At 66.0% G+C, this 24,538-nt stretch carries 22 protein-coding genes; 13 read left to right on the top strand and 9 right to left on the bottom strand.

Translation table 11 applies throughout. The annotated features are described in order from the left end of the window. Position 1: 1 nt before the first annotated feature. On the bottom strand, positions 2–1,036 hold the full coding sequence (locus tag AC1VXD_RS04305) for a YeiH family protein (protein WP_482991004.1): 1,035 nt from the start codon (positions 1,034–1,036) through the stop codon (positions 2–4). Between the two features lie 165 nt (positions 1,037–1,201). Between AC1VXD_RS04305 and AC1VXD_RS04300 the strand changes: the two genes are divergently transcribed. The 3 genes from AC1VXD_RS04300 to AC1VXD_RS04290 all read left to right on the top strand — a co-directional run bounded on the left by AC1VXD_RS04300 (position 1,202) and on the right by AC1VXD_RS04290 (position 3,029). Continuing rightward, on the top strand, positions 1,202–2,392 hold the full coding sequence (locus tag AC1VXD_RS04300; protein WP_482991003.1) for a YbfB/YjiJ family MFS transporter: 1,191 nt from the start codon (positions 1,202–1,204) through the stop codon (positions 2,390–2,392). A gap of 58 nt (positions 2,393–2,450) precedes the next feature. Then, complete coding sequence (locus AC1VXD_RS04295) at positions 2,451–2,741, top strand: hypothetical protein (protein ID WP_482991002.1); 291 nt, start codon at positions 2,451–2,453, stop codon at positions 2,739–2,741. 159 nt (positions 2,742–2,900) lie between these two features. Then, entirely contained in the window at positions 2,901–3,029 is a 129-nt protein-coding gene (locus AC1VXD_RS04290; protein ID WP_482991001.1) for a hypothetical protein, read from the top strand. Between the two features lie 472 nt (positions 3,030–3,501). On the opposite strand, the gene AC1VXD_RS04285 is transcribed toward AC1VXD_RS04290, so the two are convergent. Together AC1VXD_RS04285 and AC1VXD_RS04280 are read right to left on the bottom strand one after the other, a co-directional pair. After that, entirely contained in the window at positions 3,502–5,541 is a 2,040-nt protein-coding gene (locus AC1VXD_RS04285) for a TonB-dependent receptor plug domain-containing protein (RefSeq protein WP_482991000.1), read from the bottom strand. Between the two features lie 481 nt (positions 5,542–6,022). Beyond that, positions 6,023–6,790, bottom strand: a complete 768-nt coding sequence (locus tag AC1VXD_RS04280) for a tetratricopeptide repeat protein (protein WP_482990999.1) — start codon at positions 6,788–6,790, stop codon at positions 6,023–6,025. A gap of 525 nt (positions 6,791–7,315) precedes the next feature. On the opposite strand from AC1VXD_RS04280, the gene AC1VXD_RS04275 reads away from it, so the two are divergent. The 5 genes from AC1VXD_RS04275 (at position 7,316) to AC1VXD_RS04255 (ending at position 11,579) form a co-directional block, all read left to right on the top strand. Further along, positions 7,316–7,639, top strand: a complete 324-nt coding sequence (locus AC1VXD_RS04275) for a hypothetical protein (protein ID WP_482990998.1) — start codon at positions 7,316–7,318, stop codon at positions 7,637–7,639. Between the two features lie 167 nt (positions 7,640–7,806). Beyond that, on the top strand, positions 7,807–9,051 hold the full coding sequence (locus AC1VXD_RS04270) for an alginate export family protein (RefSeq protein WP_482991060.1): 1,245 nt from the start codon (positions 7,807–7,809) through the stop codon (positions 9,049–9,051). After that, positions 9,045–10,688, top strand: coding sequence for an MFS transporter (locus tag AC1VXD_RS04265; protein ID WP_482990997.1), 1,644 nt, complete (start codon positions 9,045–9,047; stop codon positions 10,686–10,688). The genes AC1VXD_RS04270 and AC1VXD_RS04265 overlap by 7 nt, the downstream gene beginning before the upstream one ends. 121 nt (positions 10,689–10,809) lie before the next feature. Continuing rightward, entirely contained in the window at positions 10,810–11,103 is a 294-nt protein-coding gene (locus tag AC1VXD_RS04260) for a hypothetical protein (protein ID WP_482990996.1), read from the top strand. Between the two features lie 50 nt (positions 11,104–11,153). Further along, complete coding sequence (locus tag AC1VXD_RS04255) at positions 11,154–11,579, top strand: hypothetical protein (protein ID WP_482990995.1); 426 nt, start codon at positions 11,154–11,156, stop codon at positions 11,577–11,579. Between the two features lie 55 nt (positions 11,580–11,634). Here AC1VXD_RS04255 and AC1VXD_RS04250 read toward each other — a convergent pair whose 3' ends face one another. Continuing rightward, a complete protein-coding gene (locus AC1VXD_RS04250; protein WP_164072707.1) occupies positions 11,635–12,195 on the bottom strand; it encodes a fasciclin domain-containing protein in 561 nt (186 codons plus the stop codon). 312 nt (positions 12,196–12,507) lie between these two features. Between AC1VXD_RS04250 and AC1VXD_RS04245 the strand changes: the two genes are divergently transcribed. The 3 genes from AC1VXD_RS04245 to AC1VXD_RS04235 all read left to right on the top strand — a co-directional run bounded on the left by AC1VXD_RS04245 (position 12,508) and on the right by AC1VXD_RS04235 (position 15,815). Beyond that, the gene (locus AC1VXD_RS04245; protein ID WP_482990994.1) at positions 12,508–14,013 is read left to right on the top strand and encodes a putative bifunctional diguanylate cyclase/phosphodiesterase; all 1,506 of its coding nucleotides are present in this window, start codon (positions 12,508–12,510) and stop codon (positions 14,011–14,013) included. Between the two features lie 14 nt (positions 14,014–14,027). Then, positions 14,028–15,326 carry a chloride channel protein gene (locus AC1VXD_RS04240; RefSeq protein ID WP_482990993.1) on the top strand — a complete coding sequence of 433 codons (1,299 nt, stop codon included), beginning with the start codon at positions 14,028–14,030 and terminating at the stop codon, positions 15,324–15,326. Positions 15,327–15,455: 129 nt separating this feature from the next. Further along, positions 15,456–15,815: an HVO_A0114 family putative DNA-binding protein gene (locus AC1VXD_RS04235; protein WP_482990992.1), complete on the top strand. Its 360-nt coding sequence runs from the start codon at positions 15,456–15,458 to the stop codon at positions 15,813–15,815. A gap of 197 nt (positions 15,816–16,012) precedes the next feature. Here the strand turns inward: AC1VXD_RS04235 and AC1VXD_RS04230 are convergent, their stop codons facing one another. After that, positions 16,013–16,420 (bottom strand): BLUF domain-containing protein, encoded by a 408-nt coding sequence (locus tag AC1VXD_RS04230; protein ID WP_482990991.1) that lies wholly within the window; start codon positions 16,418–16,420, stop codon positions 16,013–16,015. Positions 16,421–16,599: 179 nt separating this feature from the next. On the opposite strand from AC1VXD_RS04230, the gene AC1VXD_RS04225 reads away from it, so the two are divergent. Together AC1VXD_RS04225 and glgX are read left to right on the top strand one after the other, a co-directional pair. Continuing rightward, entirely contained in the window at positions 16,600–16,905 is a 306-nt protein-coding gene (locus tag AC1VXD_RS04225) for a hypothetical protein (RefSeq protein WP_482990990.1), read from the top strand. Between the two features lie 142 nt (positions 16,906–17,047). Then, positions 17,048–19,192, top strand: coding sequence for a glycogen debranching protein GlgX (gene glgX, locus AC1VXD_RS04220; RefSeq protein ID WP_482990989.1), 2,145 nt, complete (start codon positions 17,048–17,050; stop codon positions 19,190–19,192). Positions 19,193–19,230: 38 nt separating this feature from the next. On the opposite strand, the gene AC1VXD_RS04215 is transcribed toward glgX, so the two are convergent. The 4 genes from AC1VXD_RS04215 to AC1VXD_RS04200 form a co-directional block, all read right to left on the bottom strand. Beyond that, on the bottom strand, positions 19,231–19,707 hold the full coding sequence (locus AC1VXD_RS04215; RefSeq protein WP_482990988.1) for a hypothetical protein: 477 nt from the start codon (positions 19,705–19,707) through the stop codon (positions 19,231–19,233). A 123-nt stretch (positions 19,708–19,830) separates the two neighbouring features. Continuing rightward, entirely contained in the window at positions 19,831–21,456 is a 1,626-nt protein-coding gene (locus tag AC1VXD_RS04210) for a histidine kinase famiy protein (RefSeq protein WP_482990987.1), read from the bottom strand. Between the two features lie 129 nt (positions 21,457–21,585). Then, on the bottom strand, positions 21,586–22,479 hold the full coding sequence (locus AC1VXD_RS04205; RefSeq protein ID WP_482990986.1) for an SDR family oxidoreductase: 894 nt from the start codon (positions 22,477–22,479) through the stop codon (positions 21,586–21,588). Between the two features lie 38 nt (positions 22,480–22,517). Continuing rightward, on the bottom strand, positions 22,518–24,359 hold the full coding sequence (locus AC1VXD_RS04200) for a glycoside hydrolase family 15 protein (RefSeq protein ID WP_482990985.1): 1,842 nt from the start codon (positions 24,357–24,359) through the stop codon (positions 22,518–22,520). Positions 24,360–24,538: the final 179 nt, after the last annotated feature.

Raw genomic sequence — 24,538 nt, 5'->3', positions numbered from 1 at the left:
GTCAGAGCTGCCCGATAAAGTACTGCACCACGAGGCTGCTGGTCGCCACGGCCACCCATGCGCCCAGGCCCAGCAGGATGGGGCGGATGCCGGTGGCGGCCATGCGCCGCAGGTTGGCGGAAAGGCCGATCGCGGACAGCGCGAACACGATCAGCACTTCAGCCAGCGTGTGCAACAGCGGCAGCGCGGCGTCCGGCACCCAGCCGGCGGTGCGCAGGCCCGAAGCCACCAGGAACCACAGGATGAACCACGGGAAGATCGCGCCGAGATTGAAGCCACCCGCAGCGCCTTCGGTGTTGCTGCGGCGCTTGGCCAGCGCCGCCATCACCACGGTCAGCGCCAAGCACACCGGAATGATCAGGGTCGAGCGTGTCAGCTTGACGATCGTCGCGTAGCCGCCTGCCAGATCACTGTAGGCGTAGCCGGCGGCAACCACCGACGAGGTGTCATTGATGGCGGTGCCCGCCCACAGGCCGAAGCCCAGGTCACTCATGTGCATCAGGTGGCCGAGCAGCGGGAACAGCAGCACCGCCACCAGGTTGAACAGGAAGATGGTGGAGATCGCGAACGCTGTTTCGTGATCGTCGGGCTTGAGAATGGGCGTGACCGCGGCAATCGCCGAGCCACCGCAGATCGCCGTACCCACGCCTATCAGCACGGTCATCTTGCCGTCCACGCGCAGCCAGCGTCCCAGCAGCCAGGCGCTGAGGAAGGCCACCGACATCGTCACCAGGGTCACCGACAGGGATGACATGCCTGTCTTCAGCACCTCACCCAGGCTGAGCCCGAAACCCAGCGCGATGATCGACCACTGCAGCACCTGCTTGCCACCAAAGCGGATGCCGGCATCGAAGCGGCTGGCTGGCGCGAGCAGGTTCTTCAGCACGATGCCAAGCACGATACCGAACACAGGACCGCCCACCAATGGCAGCCAATGCCCCAGCATGAGTGCGACGGCTGCGACGGCGGCCGTCAGGAGCACGCCAGCGTAATGGTGCTGGATCCAGGACGGGGTGGGGAAGAGCGAGCGCTTCATTTCAGCAGCTGCGTGGGGTGGGATCGCCAGTGTGGTCGCCCACAAGCCATGCATCCAATACAAATAATGCAGACATCCCATATCAATATAGCATGGCAGGGACTGCGGCCCGGCGCTGTACCATCGGCAACGGCCCCCGATCCCGCGAACACGGCACACCATGCGATGAACCCACCTGCTGTTGATGGAAGCACCACGCCGTTTCGCGTCATTTTCGCCGGCATCTGTGCGCTGGTATTGACCGTCGGCCTCGCCCGTTTCGCCTACACGCCCATGCTGCCGATCATGAAGGCGCAGGCCGGCCTGGACTACGTCGCCGCCGGCTGCCTGGCCGCCATCAACTACGCCGGCTACATGGCTGGCACGCTGCTGGCGGCATCGGCGGGCGATCTTCGCCGGAAGTACGTGGTCTACCGCATCGGCCTGGTGGTGGCCGTGGCCAGTACCGTGGCCATGGGGTTGACCCGCGATCCGGTGGCCTGGGGCGTGCTGCGGTTCCTGTCCGGGCTGTCCAGCGTGGCTGGGCTGCTGCTGGCCTCCGGCCTGGTGTTGAACTGGCTGCTGCAGCGCGGGCGACGCCCGGATCTGGGCCTGCACTTCACCGGCATGGGGCTGGGCATCATGGTGTCCGGTGCGGCGGTGGTGCTGACCCTGCCTGCGCTGACCTGGTCGGGGCAGTGGATCGCCTTGGGCGTGCTGGGCCTGCTGTTTTTCGTGCCGGCCTGGCTGTGGATGCCCGCACCGGCATCCGCGCCCAGCACCGCGGTTGCGCAGGGTGCGCCGCCACCGGCCACGTCAGCTGCGTGGATGCGCCTGCTCAATGCGGCCTATGTCTGTGCTGGCTTCGGCTTTGTCATCGGCGCCACCTTCATCGTCGCCATCCTTGAAAAGCTGCCCGTGCTGCAGGGCAGGGGCGGCTGGGTCTGGGTCGTCGTCGGCGTGGCCGCGCTGCCGTCCACCTTTGTCTGGGACCGCATCGCCTGTCGCTTTGGTGCCACCCGAGCGCTGCTGCTGGCCTACGTAATGCAGGGCATCGGCATGCTGCTGCCTGCGGTGTCGTCCGGCACGGCGATCAATCTGTTGTCGGCAGTGCTGTTCGGCGCCACCTTCGTCGGCATCGTCAGCCTCACCCTGACGCTGGTTGGCCGCCATGTGCCGTCCAATCCCTCCAAGGCCATGGCGCGCGTCACCCTCGGCTATGGCGTCGCACAGATCATCGGTCCAGTCATCGCCGGGTACATGGCCAGGGCGACCGGCAGCTACCAGGGCGCCCTGGAGGCCACGGCGGTGCTGATGGGCTGCGGGGCGCTGCTTCTGTATGTGGCGGATCGCCGTGAGGCGCGCGGTCACACTTGACGGCCAGCGCAGTCGACGCTGAAGATCGGCACCACGCGCAGACGCTCAAGGATTGAACATGTCTGGCTTCATCGGGGACCTGTTGGAAGGCATCGCGGACTTCTTCATCGATGTCTGGATGCTGCGCCGCCATCGCGCCGTGAAGGGGCGGCCGTCCAACCGCTGGGATGAGGACGCGGCCGCTGTCGTGGTGTTCAACGGCTGGGTGATCGCGGTTTCGGTCATGGTACTGGTCGCCAGCGTCGTGATGTTCTTCGTGATGAAGCTGTCGGGGTGGATCAGCGTGCTGCCCATTGCCGCCGGTGCCGTGCATGTCGGCTACCGATGGATGGCGCTGGTGCGCGCATAGCCGTCCAAAGCGAATCCCAGGCGACGCCATGAAGGTTCTCTGGGCCTTGGCGCCGGGACATTTCGCCAGCGCCCACGCTCACCGACACGAAGGCCCCATGAAGACTCTTTCCCTGCTCGCCGCCGTGGCCGCGGCTTCTGCGCGCCCGGCGTGGATGACATGTACGGTAGCGCGTCCAGCACCAACTGCACCCGCGTATCCGACGACGCCACCGTGTCGTTGCCCCATGGCAGGAGCAATCCGGACCTCGATGCCGAGCGCAGCCTGAACCTGGAAATGGGCTGGTGATTCCACAGCGATCGCCTGCGTGTGGGTGTGTCGGTGTTCCGTGACAAGTACAGCAACTTCATCGACACCGCCCAGTACTTGGCCGACGAAGGCGTCCAGTACCGCAACAGTTGCGGAAAGATAAGCAACGGCAGCTACGGCTGGATGTGTTCGGCAGCTACGCCGTCACCCCGAAGATCAACCTGACCGCCGGCATCCACAACGAGTTCAACAAGGAGTACTACCTATGGAACCGCGTGCGTACCGCCGGTGCAGGCACCGCCATCTTCCAGGGTGCAGCCAGCGCTGATGGCATCGGCCGCTGGTCGCAGCCGGGCCGCAACGTGCGTTTCACCCTGCGCTACGACTTCCCGCAGGTAGAACCACGCCATGCGTGGATGAACCCACACGGTTGTAAGCCGGGGTCGGATCCCTTTCCACAGGAAAGGGCTGCGACCCCGTTGCTCAAAGAGCATCCACGCATGGCGTGGATCTACAACGCTCTCTCGAACTGCACTTTGACGCCCATTCTGCTGTCGCTGCTGGCGTATCGCGACACCGTTCCATCAGCATCCCGATACACCGTGCGTGAGCCCTGCCGCTGCTGCAGAACATTGGACAGCGACAGATTCAATCGACTGGCCGCGTCCAGCTTCCAGTCCGCCGCCACATCCAGCGTCCGCTCCGGCGTCGATGCGCGCGCCCACTCGGCGCTGAGCCGGTTGGTGCCACCGCCGCTGTAGCTGTAGTCCACGCTGCTGGAGAAGCGCTTCGACGCCTGCCAATGCAGCCCCACGTTGCCACTCAGCGGTGTCTGGTCGGCCAGCCGGTTGTCCGGTCCCGGTACCGACGCTACCTGTGACCAGTTGCGGGTCAGGTTCGCCGTGATCTGCAGATCGACCTCCGTCCGCAGCAGGTCGGCCAGCGCGAATCGGGTATCCAGGGTGAAACCATGGGTCTGCGCCCTGCCTGCGTTGTACGGCGTGCTGATCCATAGCCCGTCCTGCACGGACAGCGATCGCAGGATCACATCGTCGATGCGGCGCGAATATGCCCCCAGGCTGACCAGCCCATCCTTGCCGACGTAGTGCTCGTAGCTGGCATCCACGCCCCACGCGATGTCCGGCCGCAACGTCGGGTTGCCCTGCTGGTCCGGGTTGGTCGGCCCATTGCCGTTGTTGACCGAGTACCGCCGCGGCAGCAGCTGCCAGGGTTGAGGTGCATTGAAGGTACGGGCCACGCCGAAGCGGAGCTGGTCCTTGCTGGACGAGGCCGGCTTGAACACCCACTGCGCGATGGGGCTGAACACGTTCGAGCGACTGTGCAGCGTACCGCTTGCACGGCTGCCCACGGCCGTCTCCAGCCCCTCCCAACGCAGGCCGAGGTAAGTCTGCAGGCGCGGCGAGGTACGCCACTGGTCCTGCGCGTAGAGTGCGAGTCGATGGATGTCGGCCCGATAGTCGTCCTGGATCAGATCCAATGGGCTGCAATCTCCGGCGCGGTCGCGCTGTACGCGGCGCTCGTTGCGGTCGGTGTAGCCCGCATCCCAACCGAAGGCCAGATCATGCCGTTCGCTGAAGCCGCTGACGTACTTGCCGGTGCTGGAGTAGGCGGTATGGGTGGCGCGGGTGCGCACGCTGCGATCCAGGGCGAAGCTGCCATCGGGCGCGTAGCCGAGGAAGGCGAAATCCACGTCACGGCTGAAGTGCATCACGCCTAGCTTGACGTCCAGCGTGTCATGCTCACCAATCTGGCGCTTCCACAGCCCATCGCTCTTGGTCGTCCAGGTCCGTGAATCGTTGATCCACCGATTGCGCGGATAATCACTGGGGCCGCCGTCAAGCACGAGCTCGTTGCGATCACGGGCCCAGGCTTCCTTCCTGTACTGCAGCAGGTTGTTCCAGCTGACTTCGTCGCGGTCGCCCAGGGTCCGGGTCAGCTTCGGCGCAACGTTGAAGGTGCTGGTCTGGCCGACGTAGCGCTCGTCGGTGCGTCGCAGATGGAGCCGTTCCCCCTGCGCATCGCTGGCCTGGTCCTCGATGACCGCATCGAGGCGCTCTTTCGGGGCCGACGCCGTGGCACTCACCGACCAGGCCAGTGCCTGGCGCTTGCCCGACAGCTGCAGGGTGGCGGCGGGCATGATGCCAGCGCCGGACTGCCCTGCACTGATCTTGAGCGTGCGCTGGCGTGCGCCATCAGTGCGATGCAGGACGATGTTGAGGGTGCCGGCGATCGATCGCGTGCTGTACTCGGCCACCGCAGTGGGCAGGATCTCGATGCGCTCGACCAGATCCGGCGCGATGGAATCGATCGAGAACCCGGCAGGTGCCGGGTCGCCATCGATCAGGACCTGCACGTGATCACCGCCGAGCCCGCGCATGCGGATACCTTCGGCGGTGACGGTGACCCCGGAAAGCCGACGCAGGACGCTGCCAAGCCGGTCGTCATGGTGGCGCAGGATGTCCTCGCGGCCGATGCTGATGCGCAGGGTCGGGTCGTCACGGCGCAGGTCGGTCTGCGAGGGTCCGGCCACCTTGACTGTCTGCAGATCGGTGGCGCGGGCTGCAACAGCTGGAGGCTCGGACGCGCGCGCAGGGCAAGCGTCGGCCAGGATGACAATGCCGAGCGCCAGGCTTGCAGCCAGGGGCCGTCGAAGTGCGGCAGACGGGTGGGGGCGCATGTATCCAGTCCTTCGGTGGTCGGGAGCATCCCAGCCCGGGAAACTTTATCGACCCCGACCGCCTCGCAGCAGCGGAAAGTTGTTGCGGCAGGCATGAGCAGGATTCATGGCAGGTGCGTTGGTGAATGCCGACCCTGGTTGGCACGTCCCTTCATCGCGCCACCAGCCATCCATGCCAACCAGGATTGGCATGCCAATTCATGCACAGCGATGCGTGTCAGTGGTGCCCGGGTCATGCAGCCCGCGCAATGGCCCCAGGCCGAGCCCTGCAGGCAGGTCATGACCCTGAGGGGCAGGGGGGGCGAGCCCTACCGGACCCGCAGGCAGGGGGCGCTCAGCGCGCCCGTTCCAACTCCTTCGTCCTCGCCTTGGCACGCTCCAGCCACAGCGCGTTGTGGCTGCGTGCATGGCGTGACCAGTGCCGGGCATCGTCCAGGATGCTGGCAAACAGACTGCGGCTCTTCTCGCGGTCCGCCGCATCCGGCCGGGCCAGCAGCCACTCGGCGTACAGGCAGCGCGCCGCGGCATCATTGCCGCACTCCACGGCACGCTCGAAGGCCGCCTGCGCGCCCGGGGCGTTGCTGTCCGACAGCGCCTGCGCGTACAGCAGGGTCTGCTCAGGCTTGCGGCGGACATCGGGGTGGCGGGCGAACAGACCTTCCAGCGTCTCCACGGCAAGCGCGGCGTGCCCGGATTCGAGGCGCGCCCGTGCCAGTCCGGTCAGGATGTAAGGGTCATCACCCAGCGGCGAACTGGCGGCCTGCTCCAGCAGCGCCCTGGCTTCCTCGGCCTGGCCGGACCCCAGCAGCTCCATGCCAAGCCGCACGCGGTTCTGCACGGTCGGCGTGCGGTCAAGCTCCGCCCGGGCGTTGCGCAGGCCCTTGCCCGGGTCAATGAACTGCTTCGCCGAGTGAACCACCTGGCGGGCGCCGCGCGAATGGCGGATTTCGGGCAGATAGATCGCCAAGAAATAGACCAGGCTGCCCAGCAGCGGGAACGAGAACAGCAGCAGGAGCCAGTACAGGCTCTGGCCTGAGCGGATGGCATGCACGGCAAAGTAGATGGCCGCGATGAAGTGGAGTCCGATTCCGATGTAGGGCATGGTGTGCCTGCAGTTCACTCTGAGGGGTGGAACTATATAAGGATCGGACCTGCCACTTCGGCGGATTGATCCGTATCTGGCTTTTCCTACTCCCTGATACGGTATTTCCCTACCCCTTGAATCAAAGGGGATCTGCGCAGAATCCGCACAGCCACCAAGGGGCCGGAAGGAAGCTCGACATGGATGCAACGGCCTCGAGGACGAAGCCATACGCGTCGCCGATCCTGTCGGGCACCGTTCAGGGGTGCGTATCCGCCTTGCATCGAAGGCTCCGAACGCGCTCCGGGAGTGCCAGATACTGGCGCCAAGCCTGCTCATGGAGTTCTTCATGTGGGCTTTCACGCCTGCTCGGAAATCCCCAGCTGATCGCCAAGCCTACGGCGATGAGCCATAACGTATTGGCAGTCGCTGCCGGCGCCGCGCATGGGGTCGATATACCCCGTTCGGGGCAGGTAGCAACCGATCATGGCGGCTACTAATGCGCTACATGGCGCAGGGGGAGCGATCTTGCAGCGGCTTTATGTGATGTTCCCTGACAGGGCGCCCGGCATCGGGCTGCTCTGGATGCGCCTGTGCCTGGCCGCATCGCTGTGCCTGTCGATCGGCGATGACCCGTGGCACACCGTTGCCGCGCTGCTGGTCTCGGCGCTGGTCGCCGCCGGTTGGCTCACCCTGTTCGCCGTGCTGCTGGCGACCGGCGTGATGCTCTGGAGCGGGCCATTGACCGCCCTGGTCCTGCTGCCGCTGGGCCTGTTGCTGCTCGGGCCGGGCGCGTATTCCCTCGATGCCTGCTCCTTTGGCCGGCGCGTGATCGATCTGGTAGGCGCCGCACGTAACCCGAAAGAGTAATCAACGCGACCATCCAACAGGGCTACGCCGCCACGCGAAGCACCGTCAAGCTGTGCTGCCCCCACGAACCCCTGCGGTCGATGGCCCACGCCGTTCCATCCGAAGCCACGCGGCCAGCGAAGGCTGTCCGCCAGTGTGCGGTACTTCTGACCCTGATCCTGCCGGCCATCCCGTCACTGGCCCTGGCCTGTGACGGCGGCGCCTGCACCGACGCCGGCGATGGCCAGCTGCAGCTGGATGCCTCGCTGCGCCTGCGCGGCATGTACTACGACCCAACCCGGTTCGGCATCGGCCAAAGCGAGGACGGCTATGGGCTGCTGCGCGCCCTCGCATCGGCGCGGTACCGCCACGACAACTGGCAGGCCATGCTGCAGCTGGGCGCCCATGCCGAAGAAGGCAAGGCCGGCGGCCCTGGCAGGACCGACCGTGGCGCGCTGGACATCCAGCAGGCCTACTGGCGCTGGGAGAACAACGGCATGTACGTGCAGCTGGGCCGGCAGGAAGCCGGCTATGGCAGCTCGCGGCTGCTGTCGGTGCGAGACGGGCCGAACATCCGCCTCGCGTTCGACGGTGCACGCGTCGGCTGGGCCGGTCGCCTGGGCACGCTGGACCTGATGGCGCTGCGCGCGGTCGAGAACCGCCCGGCCGCCTTCGATGACCGTGCCGAACACGGTGCGCATCTGTGGGGCGCCTACGCCACGACCGCCCGCGGACACGGCCCGGGCCAATGGGACTTGTACCTGCTCGACTACCGACGGGAGGCGGGCCGCTTCGCCGCTGGCAGCGGCATCGAGCGCCGGCAGAGCCTGGGTGCGCGCTGGTCTGGCCGCGCAGGCGGCTTGGACTGGAACACCGAGCTGGTCGCACAGGGCGGCGAACTGCGCACGGCGGCGGCCGACCTGGACATCCGTGCATGGACGGTCGCCACCGATACCGGCTGGCAGTGGCAGAACGTGCCGCTGCAGCCGCGGCTGGGCGTCAAGGCGGACATCGCCAGCGGCGATGGCAACCTGCACGATGGTCGCCTGGGCACGTTCAATGCGTTGTACCCGAAGTCGGCGTACTTCAGCGAAGCCAGCCTGCTGGCCCCGGCCAACCTGATGGACATCCAACCCACGCTGACCCTGCGCCTGCATGAAAAGGTGACCACCGAACTGGGCGTGCAGCTGGCCTGGAAGCACCGCCGCGCCGATGCGGTTTACACCACGCCTGCGCCGCTGGTGGCACTGCCCGGTACGGAGGGCGGGGCCCGTCGCATCGGCAATCAATACAAATCCGAAACACGCTGGCAGGCCAGCGAACACTGGCAATGGCAGCTGCAGCTGGCCTGGATGGATGCGGGTCCTGCACTGAAGCAGGCCGGCGGCCAGGACACGCTGTTCGCCTCAATCGTTGGAGCATGGCAATGGTGAATGCAACCGCATCACAGAACTCTCCCCAGGCCGGTGCCTGGTCCCCGCTGGAGATCGGTATGTTCCGATCGCTGTGGCTGGCCATCCTGGCCAGCAACATCGGCACGTGGGTCAATGACGTGGCCGCGGCCTGGGTCATGGCCGAGCGCACCGGCTCGCCGCTGATGGTGGCCCTGGTGCAGTCGGCCACCACCGTGCCGATCGTGCTGCTGGCGCTGGCCGCCGGCACGCTCGCCGACATCGTCGACCGCCGCAGGTACCTGATATTCACCCAGGGCTGGATGCTGCTGGTGGCACTGGTGATGGCCGTGCTGACCCACCTGCAGATGCTCAGCCCGGAGCTGCTGGTGCTGCTGACGTTCTGCATGGGCTGCGGCGCGGCGATGGCGATGCCGGCCCAGGCCGCGATCGTGTCCGAACTGGTGCCGCAGCCGATGCTGGCGTCGGCGGTGGCGCTCAACTCGATCGGCATCAACATCGCGCGCTCGATCGGCCCGGCCATCGGTGGCGTCATCGTGTCCCAGCTCGGTGCGATGTACGCGTTCGCCTTCAACGCCATCACCTTTGCCGCCATGTTGGCGGTGGTGTGGGCGTGGAAGCGAGACGCGACCGCGTCCAGCCTGCCGCCGGAAGGCTTCGGTGCCGGCCTGAAGGCAGGCATCCGCTACGCCACCAAGGCCGGCAAGCTGCAGGCGGTGCTGATCAAGTCGGTCGGCTTCTTCTTCTTTGCCGCCGCCGCCAACGCCCTGCTGCCGGTGGTCGTCCGCGGCCAGATGCATGGCGGGGCAGGGCAGTACGGCATGTTGCTGGGCTGCATCGGCATCGGCGCGGTCGGTGGCGCACTGCTGCTGCCCAAGCTGCGTGCCAAGCTCGACCGCGACATGCTGGTGCTGCTGGCCACGCTCGCCCTGGCGGCCAGCCTGGTGGGCCTGGCGCTGCTGCGCAGCTGGTACCTGCTGCCGCCCGTGATGATGATCAATGGCTTTGCCTGGATCACCGTGCTGTCCTCGCTGCAGATCGCAGCGCAGACGTCGGTGCCGGCCTGGGTGCGCGCGCGCGCCCTGGCGCTGTACATCATGATCTTCTCGGCCGGCATGGCCGCCGGTGGCCTGAGCTGGGGCGCACTGGCGCAGCAGACCTCGCCGGAGCTGGCCCTGCTGGTAGCCGCCATCGGTGCAGCGGTCGGCGGCCTGCTGGTGTGGCGCGTGCGCATTGCCGGCACCGAGGAACTGAACCTGCGTCCGGCCGGGCACTGGCCCGCACCGGAGCTGTCGGTAGCCGTCTCGCATGATCGCGGCCCGGTGCTGGTCACCCTCGAGTACCGCATCGACGATGCAGACCGCGCGGCCTTCCACAAGCACATGCATCAGCTGGGCATCATCCGCCGCCGTGATGGTGCGGTGGTCTGGGGTGTGGTCGAGGATGTCGCCAGCCCGGGCGTCCACCTGGAGTATTTCGTTGCGGCGTCCTGGCTGGAACACCTGCGCCAGCACGAACGCATCACCGCCGACGACAAGCAGATCCAGGAAGCGCTGCGGGCACTGCACAAGGGCGAACGTGCCCCCGTGGTCCGCCATTTCGTGGGCGGCGGCGATGCACCGGTGACCCCGCTGGCGCGCCACCACCAGGACATCTGACAACGCCGTTGTCTGCAGCAATGCGTTAGGCCGCATGGCGCTCAAACGGGCGCCCTGCGCACATGAGCCCTTCCGGAATTCTCCGGTGCAGTCCCTGGCAACCCACGCATCCACAGGCCTCATGCAGCTCGTCGACGAGGCGCTGCGCTCGACGTCACTGCCCGAGCTGCAGACGTGGGGCCTGCACCGTGGGCTGACCTGCAGCGGTTCGGTGCACCACGAAGACGTCGGCACCATCCGCGGGCGGATCGGCGAAGGCTATTTCAAACTGCTCTGGGAAAAGCCGAAGTCGCCTGCCTGCTGCGCCTGCATCGCCATGTCCTGCCCGCTGTGGGCGGCCAACCGGATCCTGGTGCTGGAGAAAGGGCGCATCGCCGCCAATGGTTGCGACACCGCCGCCTGCACGCGGCGCTGAATGCCACAAGCGTCGCAGGCCGTGAGACCGCCCTGCGTATTCTCTGGGCCATGCTTACCTCCTCCGCACATCACGGCTTCCAGCGCGCACCCACCCCCTCCGGCTGGGTGCAGACCGGCGAGCGCTGGGCCCTGTGGTGGAACGCGCGCGAAGTGGCCGCGGTCATTCCGGACGGGCGGCCCGGCGTTCGGCTCTGGATGAAGGGGCAGAAGATGTGGCAGACCAAGGATGTGCGCGCCGCCAGCATACGCCAGGGCAAACGCTTCGCCGAGCGCTGGTGTGCCGCGCGGTTGTACCCGGCGCTGCCGTTGCGCGAAGCGGTGGGCCGGCTGGTGGAAGCTGCTCCGCACGATCAGGCGGCACCCTTACCGCCGAACGAGCGGCAGCAGGTACGTCGCCTCGCCGACGCAGGCGGCCGCGATATCGCTCGCATCAAGGAAGCGCTGGACGCGCGGCGGCCGCAGCAGCCGCACTGAGCACCGTTGCCGCAGAGCGGAGCCCATGCGGGCGCATGGGCTCCGCCGGCAGGTATCACTTCGGCATCAGCACGCTGTCGACCACGTGCACCACGCCGTTGGACTGCATGACATCAGCGGTCGTCACCGAGGCCTTGCCGCCCTTGGCATCGATCACCCAGACCTTGCCGTCCTGCAGCTTCACCGTCAGCGGCTCGCCCTGCACGGTCTTCAGCGTGCTGGTGCCACCGTGGCTGCGGGCGGCGGCGGTCAACTGGGTCGAGGTGTAGGTGCCCGAGACCACGTGGTAGGTCAGCAGCTTGGTCAGCTTGGCCTTGTTTTCAGGTTTCAGCAGCGTATCCACAGTACCGGCCGGAAGTTTTTCGAAGGCTTCGTTCGCGGGCGCGAACACGGTGAACGGGCCCTTGCCGCTCAGCGTGTCAACCAGCCCGGCGGCCTTCACCGCTGCTACCAGGGTGCTGAGGTTCTTGGCCGTGGAGGCATTTTCCACGATGGTCTTGTTGGCATACATCGGTGCGCCGCCCACCATCGGGTTGTCGGCGGCGAACGCTGCAGGTGCGGTACAGGCGACCGCGATGCCCGCGGCAATGGCAAGGCGCTGGATCTGGCTACGCATGTTCGTATCCTCGTTGGGCGAGGCCCTTCGGCCTCTTGATGAATGCAGGGGTACCTGCGGATAACGCGCCCGTGGCAGCTCTCGCAGCGCGTTGTGCATACCTCTACGTGTCACCGGGGCCGATTGGATGCGGCGGATTTCAACCGTCTTTTGAATGGTTCAACGACGTTGACGTGACGTGACGAGGCGCAGGGGGTATGAAGCGGGCCCGCGCCAGAAAATCGACACTATTTGGCCCCGGCGCGGGCTTTGCTACCCTTCGTCAGGGGCGCGACCAGGCGCGCTCCGGATGCCACAAGGATGCTTCGGTACATGCCCAACAGAGCAGCGCGGAAATGGCAGGGCCTGCCGAAGTTCCAGGAGGCACCGCGCCGCAGGAAGATCGGCACCATCCTGAAGCTGGCCGGCGTCTCATGCATTCTCCTGGGCCTGGGCTGGACAGCGTGCTACCTCTACGTTGACCGCGCCGAGCTGGCCGCGCCCTTCCTCGGCGTGATGGCGGTCGGCGTTCTCGCCTTGGCCCGCAGTCGTCGCGCCGATGCCACCTCTTTGTTGATCGTCGCCCACGGCGTATTCCTGTCCGTGGTGGGCGTGGCGGTGATCGATGCCCCGATCGCCTGGGTGCCGCGCTCGGGTCACCTGTTCCTGCTGCCGCTCGCGGCGGGTGCGGCTTTCACCTTCGACGCGCGCGAGCGCTACGGCTCGCTGGTGTTTCCGCTGGCCTGCCTGGCCACGTTCGCAGCGTTTGCCATCGGCGCGCTGGATTTCCTGGCCCCCGGAACGTCGCCGCCTATCGAAGTGCGCGTGTGGGGCGCCCGCTCCAATACGGTCATCTCGATGACCCTGCTGGCCTCGATTTTTGCGATCTACCGCAAGGACATCGGCAACCGGCTGCGCCTGGAGCGCGAGCTGGGCCGTTCAGTGCGCAACGGTGAGATCGAAGTGCACTACCAGCCGCAGGTGCGCGGCAATGGCGTGGTGACCGGCGTGGAAGCGCTGGTGCGCTGGCGGCGTCCGTCGGGCGAGCTGCTGTCGCCGGGTGCCTTCATTGCGCAAGCCGAGGAAAGCGGCGCGATCCGTGACATCGGGCTTGAAGTGCTGCGCCAGGCCTGTGATCTGCTGGCCCAGTGGTCTGGCCAGACAGAAACCTGTGACCTGCGGGTTGCGGTGAACATCAGCCCCATCCAGTTGCTGGACGACGGTTTCGTTGCAGCCATCAGCGCCGTCATCCGCGATGCGGGGGTAAACCCGGCGTTGATCGAGCTGGAACTGACCGAGTCCGCGCTGTCGGCGGAAACCGCGGAGACGATCGAGAAGATGAAGGCGCTCGAGGCCCTGGGCGTGACCTGGGCGCTGGACGACTTCGGCACCGGCTTCTCCGGCCTGTCCACACTGCGCACGCTGCCAGTGCGCAAGTTGAAGATCGACCGCAACTTCGTCGACGAGGCCACCACCCAGGAGCGCGCGCAGCACCTGCTGGGCAAGATCGTGGAGATTTCCCAGGTGATGGGCATGAGCGCGCTGGCCGAAGGCGTTGAAACCTGCGCGCAGCGTGACCTGCTGGTGGGACTGGGCTGCGATCACTTCCAGGGCTATCTGTTTGCCAAGCCGATGCCGAAGGACGCGCTGGAGCAGTGGATCAACGAACGTCGCTTGTGTAGAGCCGAGCCCGTGCTCGGCTGCTTTTCGCGGAGAGCAGCCGAGCGTGGGCTCGGCTCTACACCTGCAATGCCGGTGTGTAAGCCGAACCCGGCCCAGCCACCGCATGCGGCAATGTCATCCGCCAAGGCGCCAGCTTTCCCGGGCGCACGAGACTGACCATACTGGTCCCCATGAACCCGTTCCCCCGCATCCAGGCCTCTCTGGCCGGCCACCTGCGCAGCGAGGCCTGGCGTCGCCGGGCCGCGCTGTGGATCGGCGCCGTGGCCGTTGCGCTGGTCGCCATCCTGTTCGCCAAGGCCAGCGACGCGGCGTTCGGCCTGTTCCAGCGCGCCATCGACCATTCGCCGTGGTGGGCGCTGCTGCTCACGCCGGGTATCTTCGCGCTGTTGGCCTGGCTGACCAGCGGCGCCCTGCGCCCGACCCGGGGCAGCGGCATTCCCCAGGTCATCGCCGCGCTGGAAAAGCCCGATGAGACCTTCCGCCAGGTCAATCTTTCGCCCAGCGTTTCCGCGGGCAAGCTGCTGTTGACCTCGCTTTCGCTGCTCGGTGGCGCATCGGTCGGCCGCGAGGGGCCCACCGTCCACGTTGGCGCCAGCCTGATGTATCTGTTCGGCCGCTGGTTCGGCTTCAAGGATCCGAAGGAGCTGTCGCACTTCCTGCTGGCAGGCGGTGCGGCCGGTATCGCGGCGGCCTTCAACACGCCCTTGGCGGGCATCGTGTTCGCCATTGAAGAGTTGAGCGGGCGCTTCGAGCATCGGTTCTCGGGCACGCTGTTGACCGCGGTCATCGTGGGCGGTGTGGTTTCGCTGGGCCTGCTGGGCAACTACACCTACTTCGGCCACGTGACCGCACGCATGCCGCTGGGCCAGGCTTGGTTGGCCATTCTGATGTGCGGGGTGGTGGCCGGGCTGCTGGGCGGGGTGTTCGCCCGCATGGTGCTGGCGAGCGTTGCCGGCCGGCCACGCTGGCTGGGCACGCTGCGGCAACGGCACCCGGTGCTGCTCGCCGCAGGCTGCGGCCTGGTGGTTGTCGGCCTGGCCGCTGCATTCGGTGATGGGGCATACGGCACCGGCTACGAGCAGGCGCGCAGCCTGGTGCAGGGCCACGCCGAGGTGGGCCACGAGTTCGGCCTGATGAAACTGCTCGCCAACCTGGCCTCGTACATTGCGGGTATTCCCGGCGGCCTGTTCTCGCCAGCGCTGGCAGTGGGCGCCGGCATCGGCCACAACCTGGCTGCACTGATGCCCGCCGTCGATCCGCGCGCCTTCGTGCTGCTGGGCATGTGCGCTTACCTCACCGGCGTGACCCAAGCGCCGCTGACATCGGCGGTCATCTCGTTGGAGCTGACCGACAGCGGCGACCTGCTGCTGCCCATCCTGGCCACGGTGCTGATCGCCCGCGCGGTGTCCGGGCTGGTCTGCCCGGTGCCGATCTATCGCGGACTGGCCGAGCAACTGCTTCCGAGGTAGTGTCGGCCGCCGGCCGGCCAATCGTCACGCTCCGCCCACCACAATGCGCCCGCCTGTGGTTGCGCCGTTTGTTCAATCGGATCCTGCGACGGGATCCGACACTACAACGCCGCAGGAAGTACCCACACAATGCACGAGCCAGACGCGAGCTCCCTCCATGCACCGAACGACAGCCGACGGTGCATCGTCGGCCGTGAGCGGGAAGGGCGATCCCCGCCGCCGCAATGCCAGACAGGCGCCACCACCTTCACATCGCTGTCCTCGCTGGCTGCGGTACTGAGCGATGAGAACCGCCGGCTCCTGCGGATACTGCACCAGCGCCAGCCGCAGTCGCTGACCGCGCTTGCCGAACTGAGCGGGCGCAAGTTGCCAAGCCTCTCGCGAACGCTGAAGATGATGGAGCGCTACGGCCTGGTGGAATTGAGGCGGGAAGGCGTCGCAGTGGTGCCGTCAGCCTTGGCCACGCGGTTCACGGTGGTGCTGGACTGAGGCGCAGCGCGCAGGCTGCAGAAAGCGAGCACCATGAAGAGACTGGCCGCCCTTGCTCCAACGTCGTGTGGGTAGGGGGTATCGCCGGCACACCCCATGACATGAACCTGTTGATCATCCCGCCCGATGATTGTCTCGCCGCGATCGCGGGGCTGGTGTACAGCCAGGGCGCCGAACTGCCTCTGCCGGGTTGAGGGTCAACCCAGCAATCGACGAAGAAGCAGCACGCCACTGACCGGATTCCCGGCGTCATCGAGTGACCGGTCCATGCTTCCCCACGGGGCGACGAACAAGCGATCAAGTACGGTATTGGTTTGCATGAGGCAGCTCATATCCCAGGCCGGAAACCGACGGCTCTCGATCAGGCTGTCGCCCAGCATATGCAGACGCTCGTGGTCACTGCTGGCCCTGATGCGGCCGATCGCGCCCTCGATACCATCCGCTGGACCTTCGACGTACTGCAGGAAGCGTGCGCCATCGAACAGCATGGCACCGGTGACACCCGCCATCCGGTTGAAGCGCTGGGCGCCGTGCACGATGCGTTCAAGGCGGGGGGCATCAATGCCCGGCACAGCGAAGCTTCGATAGGCGACAGCACGCAGCATGGATCAGTCCGGTGAGATTCGAGGACACAAGGTACTCCTTCCTGCCGGATCCCGCTTGTCCATTTCCACCCGACACGCAGCGTGCCTGCCGTACGGTTTCACACGGGGATCAAGGGTGCAGCACGCTACGTTCTCCCGACAATCGTGATGCTGCGCCAAACATCACGGCTGGAAACCACATGTACGAGCGAGAGGAACATCACAGCTGCGGTGCAGCCGGCGAAACAGGCCGGTTTCGGCTGGACCGGGTTGAATGCCGGGACCAGGAGGGCGAGGCGGGGCCCAGCATCGTCAAGGTGCACGCGCACTGCCATGCCTGCGACAGTGATTTCGTTGCGCGCGAGCCCATCGGGCTGACGGCGGTTTCCGGTGGCGCCGTGCTCAGCTGTACCCATTGCAGCAACCGCCAGGCCATCGGCCAGGGCGTGTTTGACGACCTGCCGGCCTCTGGACGTTCACCGGCGTCCAGAAACACAGGGGCGTGAGCCCGTTCGATCCTGAAAGCTTCAGCAAGCCCAGCGGGGTGCATGGTCATGTGATGCCTCCGCCACACCGCGTCTACAGAAGGACCGCGATGCTCCCGACTCCCCGGCTGCAACCCCGCAGCCGGAACACAGAGCATCCCCCATGCGCGACCAGGTCAGATCCAGCCGCTACGCCACCCCATCCCGCGTCCGCGAGGGGCGTCCGTTTCCCCAAGGCGCCTTCTTTGATGGGAAGGGCACGAACTTCGCACTCTTCAGCGCGAACGCCACCAAGGTCGAACTGTGCCTGTTCGACGACCAGGGCAATGAGCAGCGCATCGAGCTGCCCGAGTACACCAACGAGATCTGGCACGGCTACCTGCCCGACGTAACGCCGGGCCAGCGATATGGCTATCGGGTGCATGGGCCATACGCCCCGGCCGAAGGCCACCGCTTCAACCACCACAAGCTGCTGCTGGATCCGTACGCACGGGAGATAGACGGCGACCTGACCTGGGCCGATGAGCTCTACGGCTACACCATCGGCCACCCCGACGGCGACCTGAGTTTCGATGAACGTGACAGTGCACCGTTCATGCCCAAGGCCGTGGTGGTGGAAGACACCTATGACTGGGAAGGGGATGAGCGCCTGCTCACGCCCTGGAACCGCACGGTTGTTTACGAGACCCACGTGCGCGGTTACACGCAGCGCCATCCAGAGGTAGGCGAGGATGTTCGTGGAACCTGTGCCGGCCTTGCCCAGCCTGCCGTGCTGGATTACATCCGCGACCTGGGCGTGACCGCCGTGGAGCTGCTGCCGGTCCATGCCTATCTGGATGACAACTACCTGCTGGACAAGGGCCTGCGCAATTACTGGGGCTACAACACGCTGGCCTTCTTCGCGCCCAAGCGCCGCTACCTGGCCAGCGGCCATCGCGACGAATTCCGCGACATGGTCAAGGCCATGCACGGCAAAGGTCTGGAGGTCTTCATGGACGTGGTCTACAACCACACCGCCGAAGGCAACGAGCTCGGGCCTACGCTGTCGTTCAAGGGTATCGACAATGCCAGCTACTACCGCCTGGCCGAGGACAAGCGCTACTACATCAACGATACCGGTACCGGTAACACGTTCAATCTGAGCAACCTGCAGGCCATCCGCTTCGTCTGCGACTCCCTGCGCTATTGGGCGCAGGAAATGCACGTCGACGGCTTCCGCTTCGACCTTGCCACCATCCTGGGGCGGGAGCCCACAGGCTTCGACCAGCGTGGCGGCTTCCTCGATGCGGTCGGCCAGGACCCGCTGCTCAGCCAGGTCAAGCTGATTGCCGAGCCGTGGGACTGCGGCCCGGGCGGCTACCAGGTCGGGCACTTCCCGCCAGGCTGGGCAGAGTGGAACGACACGTTCCGCGACACCGCGCGCAGCTTCTGGAAGGGCGACGAGGGCAAGCTGGCAGAGTTTGCGACGCGACTGACCGGCTCGGCGGACCTGTTCGACCGACGTGGCCGCCGGCCGTGGGCGTCGGTCAACTTCATCACGGCGCACGATGGGTTCACGCTCAACGATCTGGTCAGCTACAACGAGAAGCACAACGACGCCAACGGCGAAGAGAACCGTGATGGCTCCAACAACGATTCGTCCTGCAATCATGGTGCCGAGGGCCCGACCGACGATGCCGGCATCAACGCGCTACGGGAACAGCAGATGCGCAACCTGCTGGCCACGTTGCTGCTGTCGCAGGGCACGCCGATGATGCTGGCCGGTGACGAACGCGCGCAGACGCAGGGCGGCAACAACAACACCTATTGCCAGGACAACGAAACGGCCTGGATCGACTGGGAACGCGATACCACCGAGGGCCGGCTGGCCCAGTTCGTCCGTGACCTGCTGGCCCTGCGCCAGACCCATCCGATCCTGACCCGCGGCCGCTTCCTCAACGGCCAGTACAACGAACAGGCGGATGTGCGCGACCTGACCTGGCTGAATCCCGCAGGCAGGGAGATGACCGGTGAGGACTGGAATGACGCGGGTGCGCGCTCGGTCGGCTTGCTGCTGGAGGGCAGGGCACAGGCATCAGGCGTACGCGAGCATGCCAGCGACGCCAGCCTGCTGGTGGTGATCAACGCCTATCACGAAGGGGTCGACTTCGCGCTCCCGGACGACGAAGGCGCCTCGCTCAGCTGGTCGATGCTGCTGTCCACGGATGCAGGCCTTGCGAATGAGCAGGACGTGCTGGGTGCCGGTCATTTCCTGGCCCCACCGCGTAGTCTCACCGTTTTCCGTTGCGGGGCAGCGGCAGCCGGCTGAGATGCAAAGAAGCCCCGCATCCGCGGGGCTTCCGTTGCTTACACAATATCCCACTTGTGCGCGGCAGCGGGCTTCTGCTTGTAGATCCCGCCCGCGAAGTCCACGTGCAGTTCCATCCAGTCGCCACCCTTCTGGCGGGCCAGTACTTCAAAGTGCCTGGGATGACGCTGCGGCTTTCCTGCAGGGGTCCATCCTGCCCGTTTCACGGCATCCAGCGCGGCGACCGGATCTGCCTGAACGTGCTTGCCGGGATGATGCCCCGGGCCGTGGTGCGGTTTCTTATGCTCGATCTGCACCCGCTTGCCGCCGGTGCGGCCAATGCTGAGTACCTTGATCTCCGAGGGGCGACGTTCGCCCTCGAGGGTCACGGCCAGGCCGGGCTTGATGGCGAAAGCCTCGGCGCCTTTCGGCCCCAGATCGGCCAGATGAGGCTGGCCATCCGCCAGCAGGGTGAAACGGTGAGCGAACACGTGTTCAACAACGCCGGACAAGGCGATCTTTTCGTGGTGCGGCATGTATTTCTCCTGAGAGCGCCCATGCTCGGGCGCAGGTATCAGGTGGGTGCCGCACGCCACGCGCGCAATGGAATGCAGTGCCGGGGTTCAGCGCAGGTTGCCCGCATCCTCCCGTCTGTTCATTCAACCAACGCCGGTCGGCCCTTCCAGCACCAGGCGCACCTTGCGCAGCAGCTGCTGGCGGTTGAAGGGCTTGTTCAGCACCTCGTACTCGGAGCCGCCGGCATCGGTGCGCTCCAGGCCCGCTTCGGCGTAGCCCGTCGTCAGCAGCACCTTCAGTTTCGGCAAGCGGCGCTTGGCTTCTCTGGCCAGCAGCACGCCGTTCATGCCGCCCGGCATGATCAGGTCAGTGAACAGCAGGTCGAACACCTCGCCCTGTTCCAGCAGCGCCAGTGCCGATGCCCCATCGTTGGCCACCCGGGTCTGGTAGCCACCCGCTTCCAGCAGCATCTGTGCCAGTTCGGCCACGTCATCGCGGTCCTCGACAATCAGGATGCGCTCGCTGCCACCGCGGTCCATGGCCATGTTGGAAGGTGCGACATCCTTCGTCAACGCATCGTTCGTGGCAGGGAAGTACAGGCTGACGGTCGTGCCCACGCCGGGCTCGGACGCGATCCGTACGGTGCCACCGGATTGCTTGACGAAGCCATAGACCATCGACAGTCCGAGGCCGGTCCCTTCGCCTTCTTCCTTGGTGGTGAAGAACGGATCCATCACCCGCCGCACGATGTCCGGTGACATGCCGCTGCCGTTGTCCTGCACAGAAATGCAGACCAGGCGACCCGCCGGCAGGTGATCAAGTTCGTTGGCGGCCGCAGCCTTGGAGACGTCCACGTTGCGCGTGCTCAGCAGCACGCGCTGGTCCGGGCGGCCCTTCAGTGCATCGCGCGCGTTGATGACCAGGTTGAGGATGGCTACCTCGGCCTGGGTTGTATCGATCCTGCAGTTCCACAGTGCAGGCGCGAGGTCCATCTGCAGTTCCACGTCCGGCCCCACACGCTGCGCGGCCAGTTCCACTGTGGAAGACACCAGGGAATTCAGGTTGACTGTGCGGCCTTCCAGCTTCTGCCGCCGAGAGAACGCCAGCAGCTGCTGGGTCAGCACCGCAGCCTTGTTGGCGGCCGACTGCGCCTGGGTGGCCGCGCGCCTGACAAAGCTGTCAGAGGGGAGCTCTTTGTCCGACGTCCCGGTGATCATCTCCAGATAGCCGGACATGACCTGCAGTAGATTGTTGAAATCGTGTGCAATGCCACCGGTCAGCTGGCCAAGGGCTTCCATCTTCTGCGCCTGGCGCAGCGAATCCTCCGCATCGCGTCGGCGCGACACATCGAGCTGTGAGCCGAAGAAATACACGAGCGCGCCGTCGTCATCGAACACCGGCGACACGAAAAGGGCGTTCCAGAACGTCGAACCGTCCTTGCGGTAGTTCAGAACCTCGGTCGCTGCCTCTCGGGTCTCAGCAATGGCCTGGCGGATGTCGGCGATTGCATCGGGGTCGGTTTCGGGCCCCTGCAGGAAACGGCAGTTGCGGCCAATCAGCTCGTCCCGCTCATAGCCGGTCATTTCGACGAATGCACGGTTGGCGAAAATGATGGGATTATCGGGCTGGTGCGGGTCGGTGATGATCATCGGCATGCGCGTGGTTTCCACTGCGCTGAAAAAGATGTCAGACCGCTTGTCGCCGATCGGCAACGCGTGCTCGCTTCTTACAGACGGGGAAGGAAATCCCTTGAATTGATCGTTCGACACGCCATTCCCTGCTCGGTGTTATCGGAGTACCGGTGGAGGACCGGGCCCATCAGGACCCGGCACCATGCCACAGACGGCGTGAATAATGACCGTATTCAGTCTGAATCATTAAGGATTCAGCAATTTCCCTTACGCGATGCCCGCGCCGCCGGTTACGCCGAAGACCTCCCCGGTCAGGTAGCTGCCTTCCTGGCTGGCCAGCAGCACATAGATCGGCGCGATCTCCACCGGCTGGCCCGGGCGCTTCATCGGCACCTGCGTGCCGAACTTGGTCACCGCCTCGGTCGGCTGGCCGCCGGAGGACTGCAGCGCTGTCCAGAACGGGCCTGGCGCAACCACATTGGCGCGGATTCCCTTTTCGACCAGCTGTGCCGACAGCGCCTTGGTGTACGCCACGATGCCCGCCTTGGTGGTGGCGTAATCCAGCAGGATCGCCGACGGGTCATACGCCTGCACCGATGCAGTGGTGATGACCGCCGCACCCGGCGGCAGGTGCGGAACCGCCGCCTGGCAGATCCAGTGCATGGCGTAGAGGTTGGTCTTCATCGTCTTGTCAAAGTCCTCCGCGCTCAGCTCGGCAATGCTTTCGCGGTACTGCTGGCGGGCCGCATTGACGACCAGGATGTCGAGGCCGCCGAACGCTTCCACCGTGCGTTCGACCAATGCTTTGCACCACTCCGGATCGGTGATGTCACCCGGCAGCGCCAGCGCCTTGCGGCCTTCGGCTTCAATCAGTGCGAACACTTCTTCCGCGTCCGACGCTTCGGAGGGAAGGTAGGACAGGGCTACGTCAGCGCCTTCGCGGGCATAGGCGATGGCCGCGGCACGGCCGATGCCGCTGTCGGCGCCAGTGATCAGCGCCCGGCGTCCGCTCAGCTTGCCCGAACCCTGGTAGCTGGTTTCGCCATGGTCCGGCACGGGGTCCATGGCTGCGGCCTTGCCCGGCACCGGCTGCGGCTGGGCGGGGAAGGGCGGCTGCGGATACTGGCTGCGCGGGTCCTGCATTTTCAGACGGTCATTCATGGTCGATCCTTTTCGTGGGGCGGGGGAGAGTAGGCCGCTCATGGGCAGCCATGGGTGTCTGCAATCGTGGCCATGGCCATCACCTGGGCCAGGTGGCTCAGGCCTTGCGGGGTGTTGCCGAGGTAGTGGCCGGTGGCGGGGTCCACCATTTCGCTGAGCACGCCCTGGCAGCGGCCAAGGGCGCCGTTCAACGCATCCACGCGGGCGCGGGCGTCCTCGACGAAGCCGAGCCGGGCATAGGCTTCGGCCATCCAGTAGGAGCAGGCGATGAAGCAGCCTTCTTCTTCGGGCATTCCCGAGTAGCGGTAGTGGAAGTCCGATTGGCCAAGCTCGCGGTCGATGGCGCGAAGTGTGGCCAACAGCCGGTCCCTGCCATCGAACCGGAAGCGCACAGCCAGTGCCAGCGCCGCGTCCAGCTTGCCGCTGCCGGGATACATTTCGAACGCCTGCAGGGCGTCGGACCAGCAATGGGTTTCGATCCATTCACTGATGCGGTCGCGCTCGCGCTCCCAACGGTCACGGCAGGTGGTCGGCAGCTGGCCCTGGTCAGCCAGTTCGACCGCCCGCGCCAGCGCCTGCCAGCAGCTGATCTTGGACATCGTGTAGTGCTCCAGCGCGGGCAGTTCCCAGATACCGGAATCCTTCGCGCGCCAATGGTCCGCGCAGAGGTCGGCAATCCGGGAAAGCAGCTCCGCGCTGGCGCCGTCCAGGATGTTGCCTGCCGCCACGAAACAGAACGCGGTCTCGAAGATATCGCCGTAGATACCGTGCTGGTGCTGGTCGCCGGCAAGATTGCCTTTCACCACCGGCTGCGTATCGCGGTAGCCACGCATTGGCAGCTTCTGCACCGGCTCCACCGTCTCGCCGTCAAGAGTGAAGACCACCTTCGGCCCGTGACGGCGCAGCTGGCGCAGCAGCCAGGTGAAGGCTGCCTTGGATTCCGCTTCCAGACCGGCGGCCAGAAACGCCTGGATCGTGTACCCGGCGTCGCGCACCCATGCGTAGCGATAGTCAAAATTCTTGTCGCCGCCAATGCGCTCGGGCAGCGAGGTCGTAGCGGCAGCCGCAATGGCGCCCGAGGGCGAGTACAGCAGCAGTTTCAGGGCCAGCGTGCTGCGCACGAACGTGGCACGGTCCCAGCCGTCGTAGGACACATTACGCGCCCATGCCTTCCATTCCCGGTCGGTCAGGTCGATGCGGCCGTCTACTTCCTCCACCGACGGTGCCACCAGCGGCTCATCCTCGCCGACCACCAGTGCCACGGTAACCCGCTCGCCAGCACCGACGGTGCACTCACCGCGCGCACCTTCGTCGGCCCACTGCAGCTGCAGCGCGGGGTGGTGGATCACCACGCCCAGCAAGCGCTGCACGTGGAAGACGGTGTGCTCGCCAATGGTCGAGCAGTAGGGGCTGGCCGACTGCGCGCGGGTGCTGGGGTATATGCGGACGGCAAAGCTGACTTCGCCCTCCAGGCCCTCGATACGCCGCGCCAGCTCGCACCACGGCAACCGACCCGCGTTGCCGCTGTTCAGCGATTCCGTCAGCGAGGCGCGGCCCGACGCCGTGCTGAAGATGGTTTCCAGCACATTGCTCTCGGCCCGGTAGTGGCGTTCGACGGTGCAGGGCTCGGTAGGGGCAATACTGAAATAGCCGCCGTTGCTGCCATCCAGCAGCCGATCGAACAACGGGGGGCTGTCCATGTTGGGCGCGCACCACCAGTCGATGGATCCATCGCAGCCGGTCAGGGCAACAGAGCGACCTTCGCCCAGTGCCGAGTACTGTTCGATGGGCAGCGCGCCGTCGCGCCTGCGCTCTCTGCCAACCGGCGCGTCGTCGATCTTCGCAGCATCGAACAAAGTGGTCTGGGGCGACGTCGACATCAACGCACCCTCCGGCAGGCATGCAAGGCTGCCGGGACAGCAACAGGGGTGCACATGATGTACATCCAGACGTGGGGTGCAACGAACCTAGAGCGGCACGCGCGTATGCAGGGTGAGGCAGTGTTCAACGCCACGTGATCATGGCGCGGCGTTGACACCTTCCTGCACGCCGCGTGGAC

This window comes from Stenotrophomonas sp. STEN054 (assembly GCF_056854535.1).
The sequence above is the reverse complement of the archived record's forward strand: the minus strand, read 5'-3'. Positions and strand labels throughout refer to the sequence as shown.

Excerpts from the sequence above, each read along its gene's own strand:
- AC1VXD_RS04305 (WP_482991004.1), bottom strand. The coding sequence starts at position 1,036 with ATGAAGCGCTCGCTCTTCCCCACCCCGTCCTGGATCCAGCACCATTAC.
- AC1VXD_RS04300 (WP_482991003.1), top strand. The coding sequence starts at position 1,202 with ATGAACCCACCTGCTGTTGATGGAAGCACCACGCCGTTTCGCGTCATT.
- AC1VXD_RS04295 (WP_482991002.1), top strand. The coding sequence starts at position 2,451 with ATGTCTGGCTTCATCGGGGACCTGTTGGAAGGCATCGCGGACTTCTTC.
- AC1VXD_RS04290 (WP_482991001.1), top strand. The coding sequence starts at position 2,901 with ATGTACGGTAGCGCGTCCAGCACCAACTGCACCCGCGTATCCGACGAC.
- AC1VXD_RS04280 (WP_482990999.1), bottom strand. The coding sequence starts at position 6,790 with ATGCCCTACATCGGAATCGGACTCCACTTCATCGCGGCCATCTACTTT.
- AC1VXD_RS04275 (WP_482990998.1), top strand. The coding sequence starts at position 7,316 with ATGTTCCCTGACAGGGCGCCCGGCATCGGGCTGCTCTGGATGCGCCTG.
- AC1VXD_RS04265 (WP_482990997.1), top strand. The coding sequence starts at position 9,045 with ATGGTGAATGCAACCGCATCACAGAACTCTCCCCAGGCCGGTGCCTGG.
- AC1VXD_RS04260 (WP_482990996.1), top strand. The coding sequence starts at position 10,810 with ATGCAGCTCGTCGACGAGGCGCTGCGCTCGACGTCACTGCCCGAGCTG.
- AC1VXD_RS04255 (WP_482990995.1), top strand. The coding sequence starts at position 11,154 with ATGCTTACCTCCTCCGCACATCACGGCTTCCAGCGCGCACCCACCCCC.
- AC1VXD_RS04250 (WP_164072707.1), bottom strand. The coding sequence starts at position 12,195 with ATGCGTAGCCAGATCCAGCGCCTTGCCATTGCCGCGGGCATCGCGGTC.
- AC1VXD_RS04245 (WP_482990994.1), top strand. The coding sequence starts at position 12,508 with ATGCCCAACAGAGCAGCGCGGAAATGGCAGGGCCTGCCGAAGTTCCAG.
- AC1VXD_RS04240 (WP_482990993.1), top strand. The coding sequence starts at position 14,028 with ATGAACCCGTTCCCCCGCATCCAGGCCTCTCTGGCCGGCCACCTGCGC.
- AC1VXD_RS04235 (WP_482990992.1), top strand. The coding sequence starts at position 15,456 with ATGCACGAGCCAGACGCGAGCTCCCTCCATGCACCGAACGACAGCCGA.
- AC1VXD_RS04230 (WP_482990991.1), bottom strand. The coding sequence starts at position 16,420 with ATGCTGCGTGCTGTCGCCTATCGAAGCTTCGCTGTGCCGGGCATTGAT.
- AC1VXD_RS04225 (WP_482990990.1), top strand. The coding sequence starts at position 16,600 with ATGTACGAGCGAGAGGAACATCACAGCTGCGGTGCAGCCGGCGAAACA.
- glgX (WP_482990989.1), top strand. The coding sequence starts at position 17,048 with ATGCGCGACCAGGTCAGATCCAGCCGCTACGCCACCCCATCCCGCGTC.
- AC1VXD_RS04215 (WP_482990988.1), bottom strand. The coding sequence starts at position 19,707 with ATGCCGCACCACGAAAAGATCGCCTTGTCCGGCGTTGTTGAACACGTG.
- AC1VXD_RS04205 (WP_482990986.1), bottom strand. The coding sequence starts at position 22,479 with ATGAATGACCGTCTGAAAATGCAGGACCCGCGCAGCCAGTATCCGCAG.
- AC1VXD_RS04200 (WP_482990985.1), bottom strand. The coding sequence starts at position 24,359 with ATGTCGACGTCGCCCCAGACCACTTTGTTCGATGCTGCGAAGATCGAC.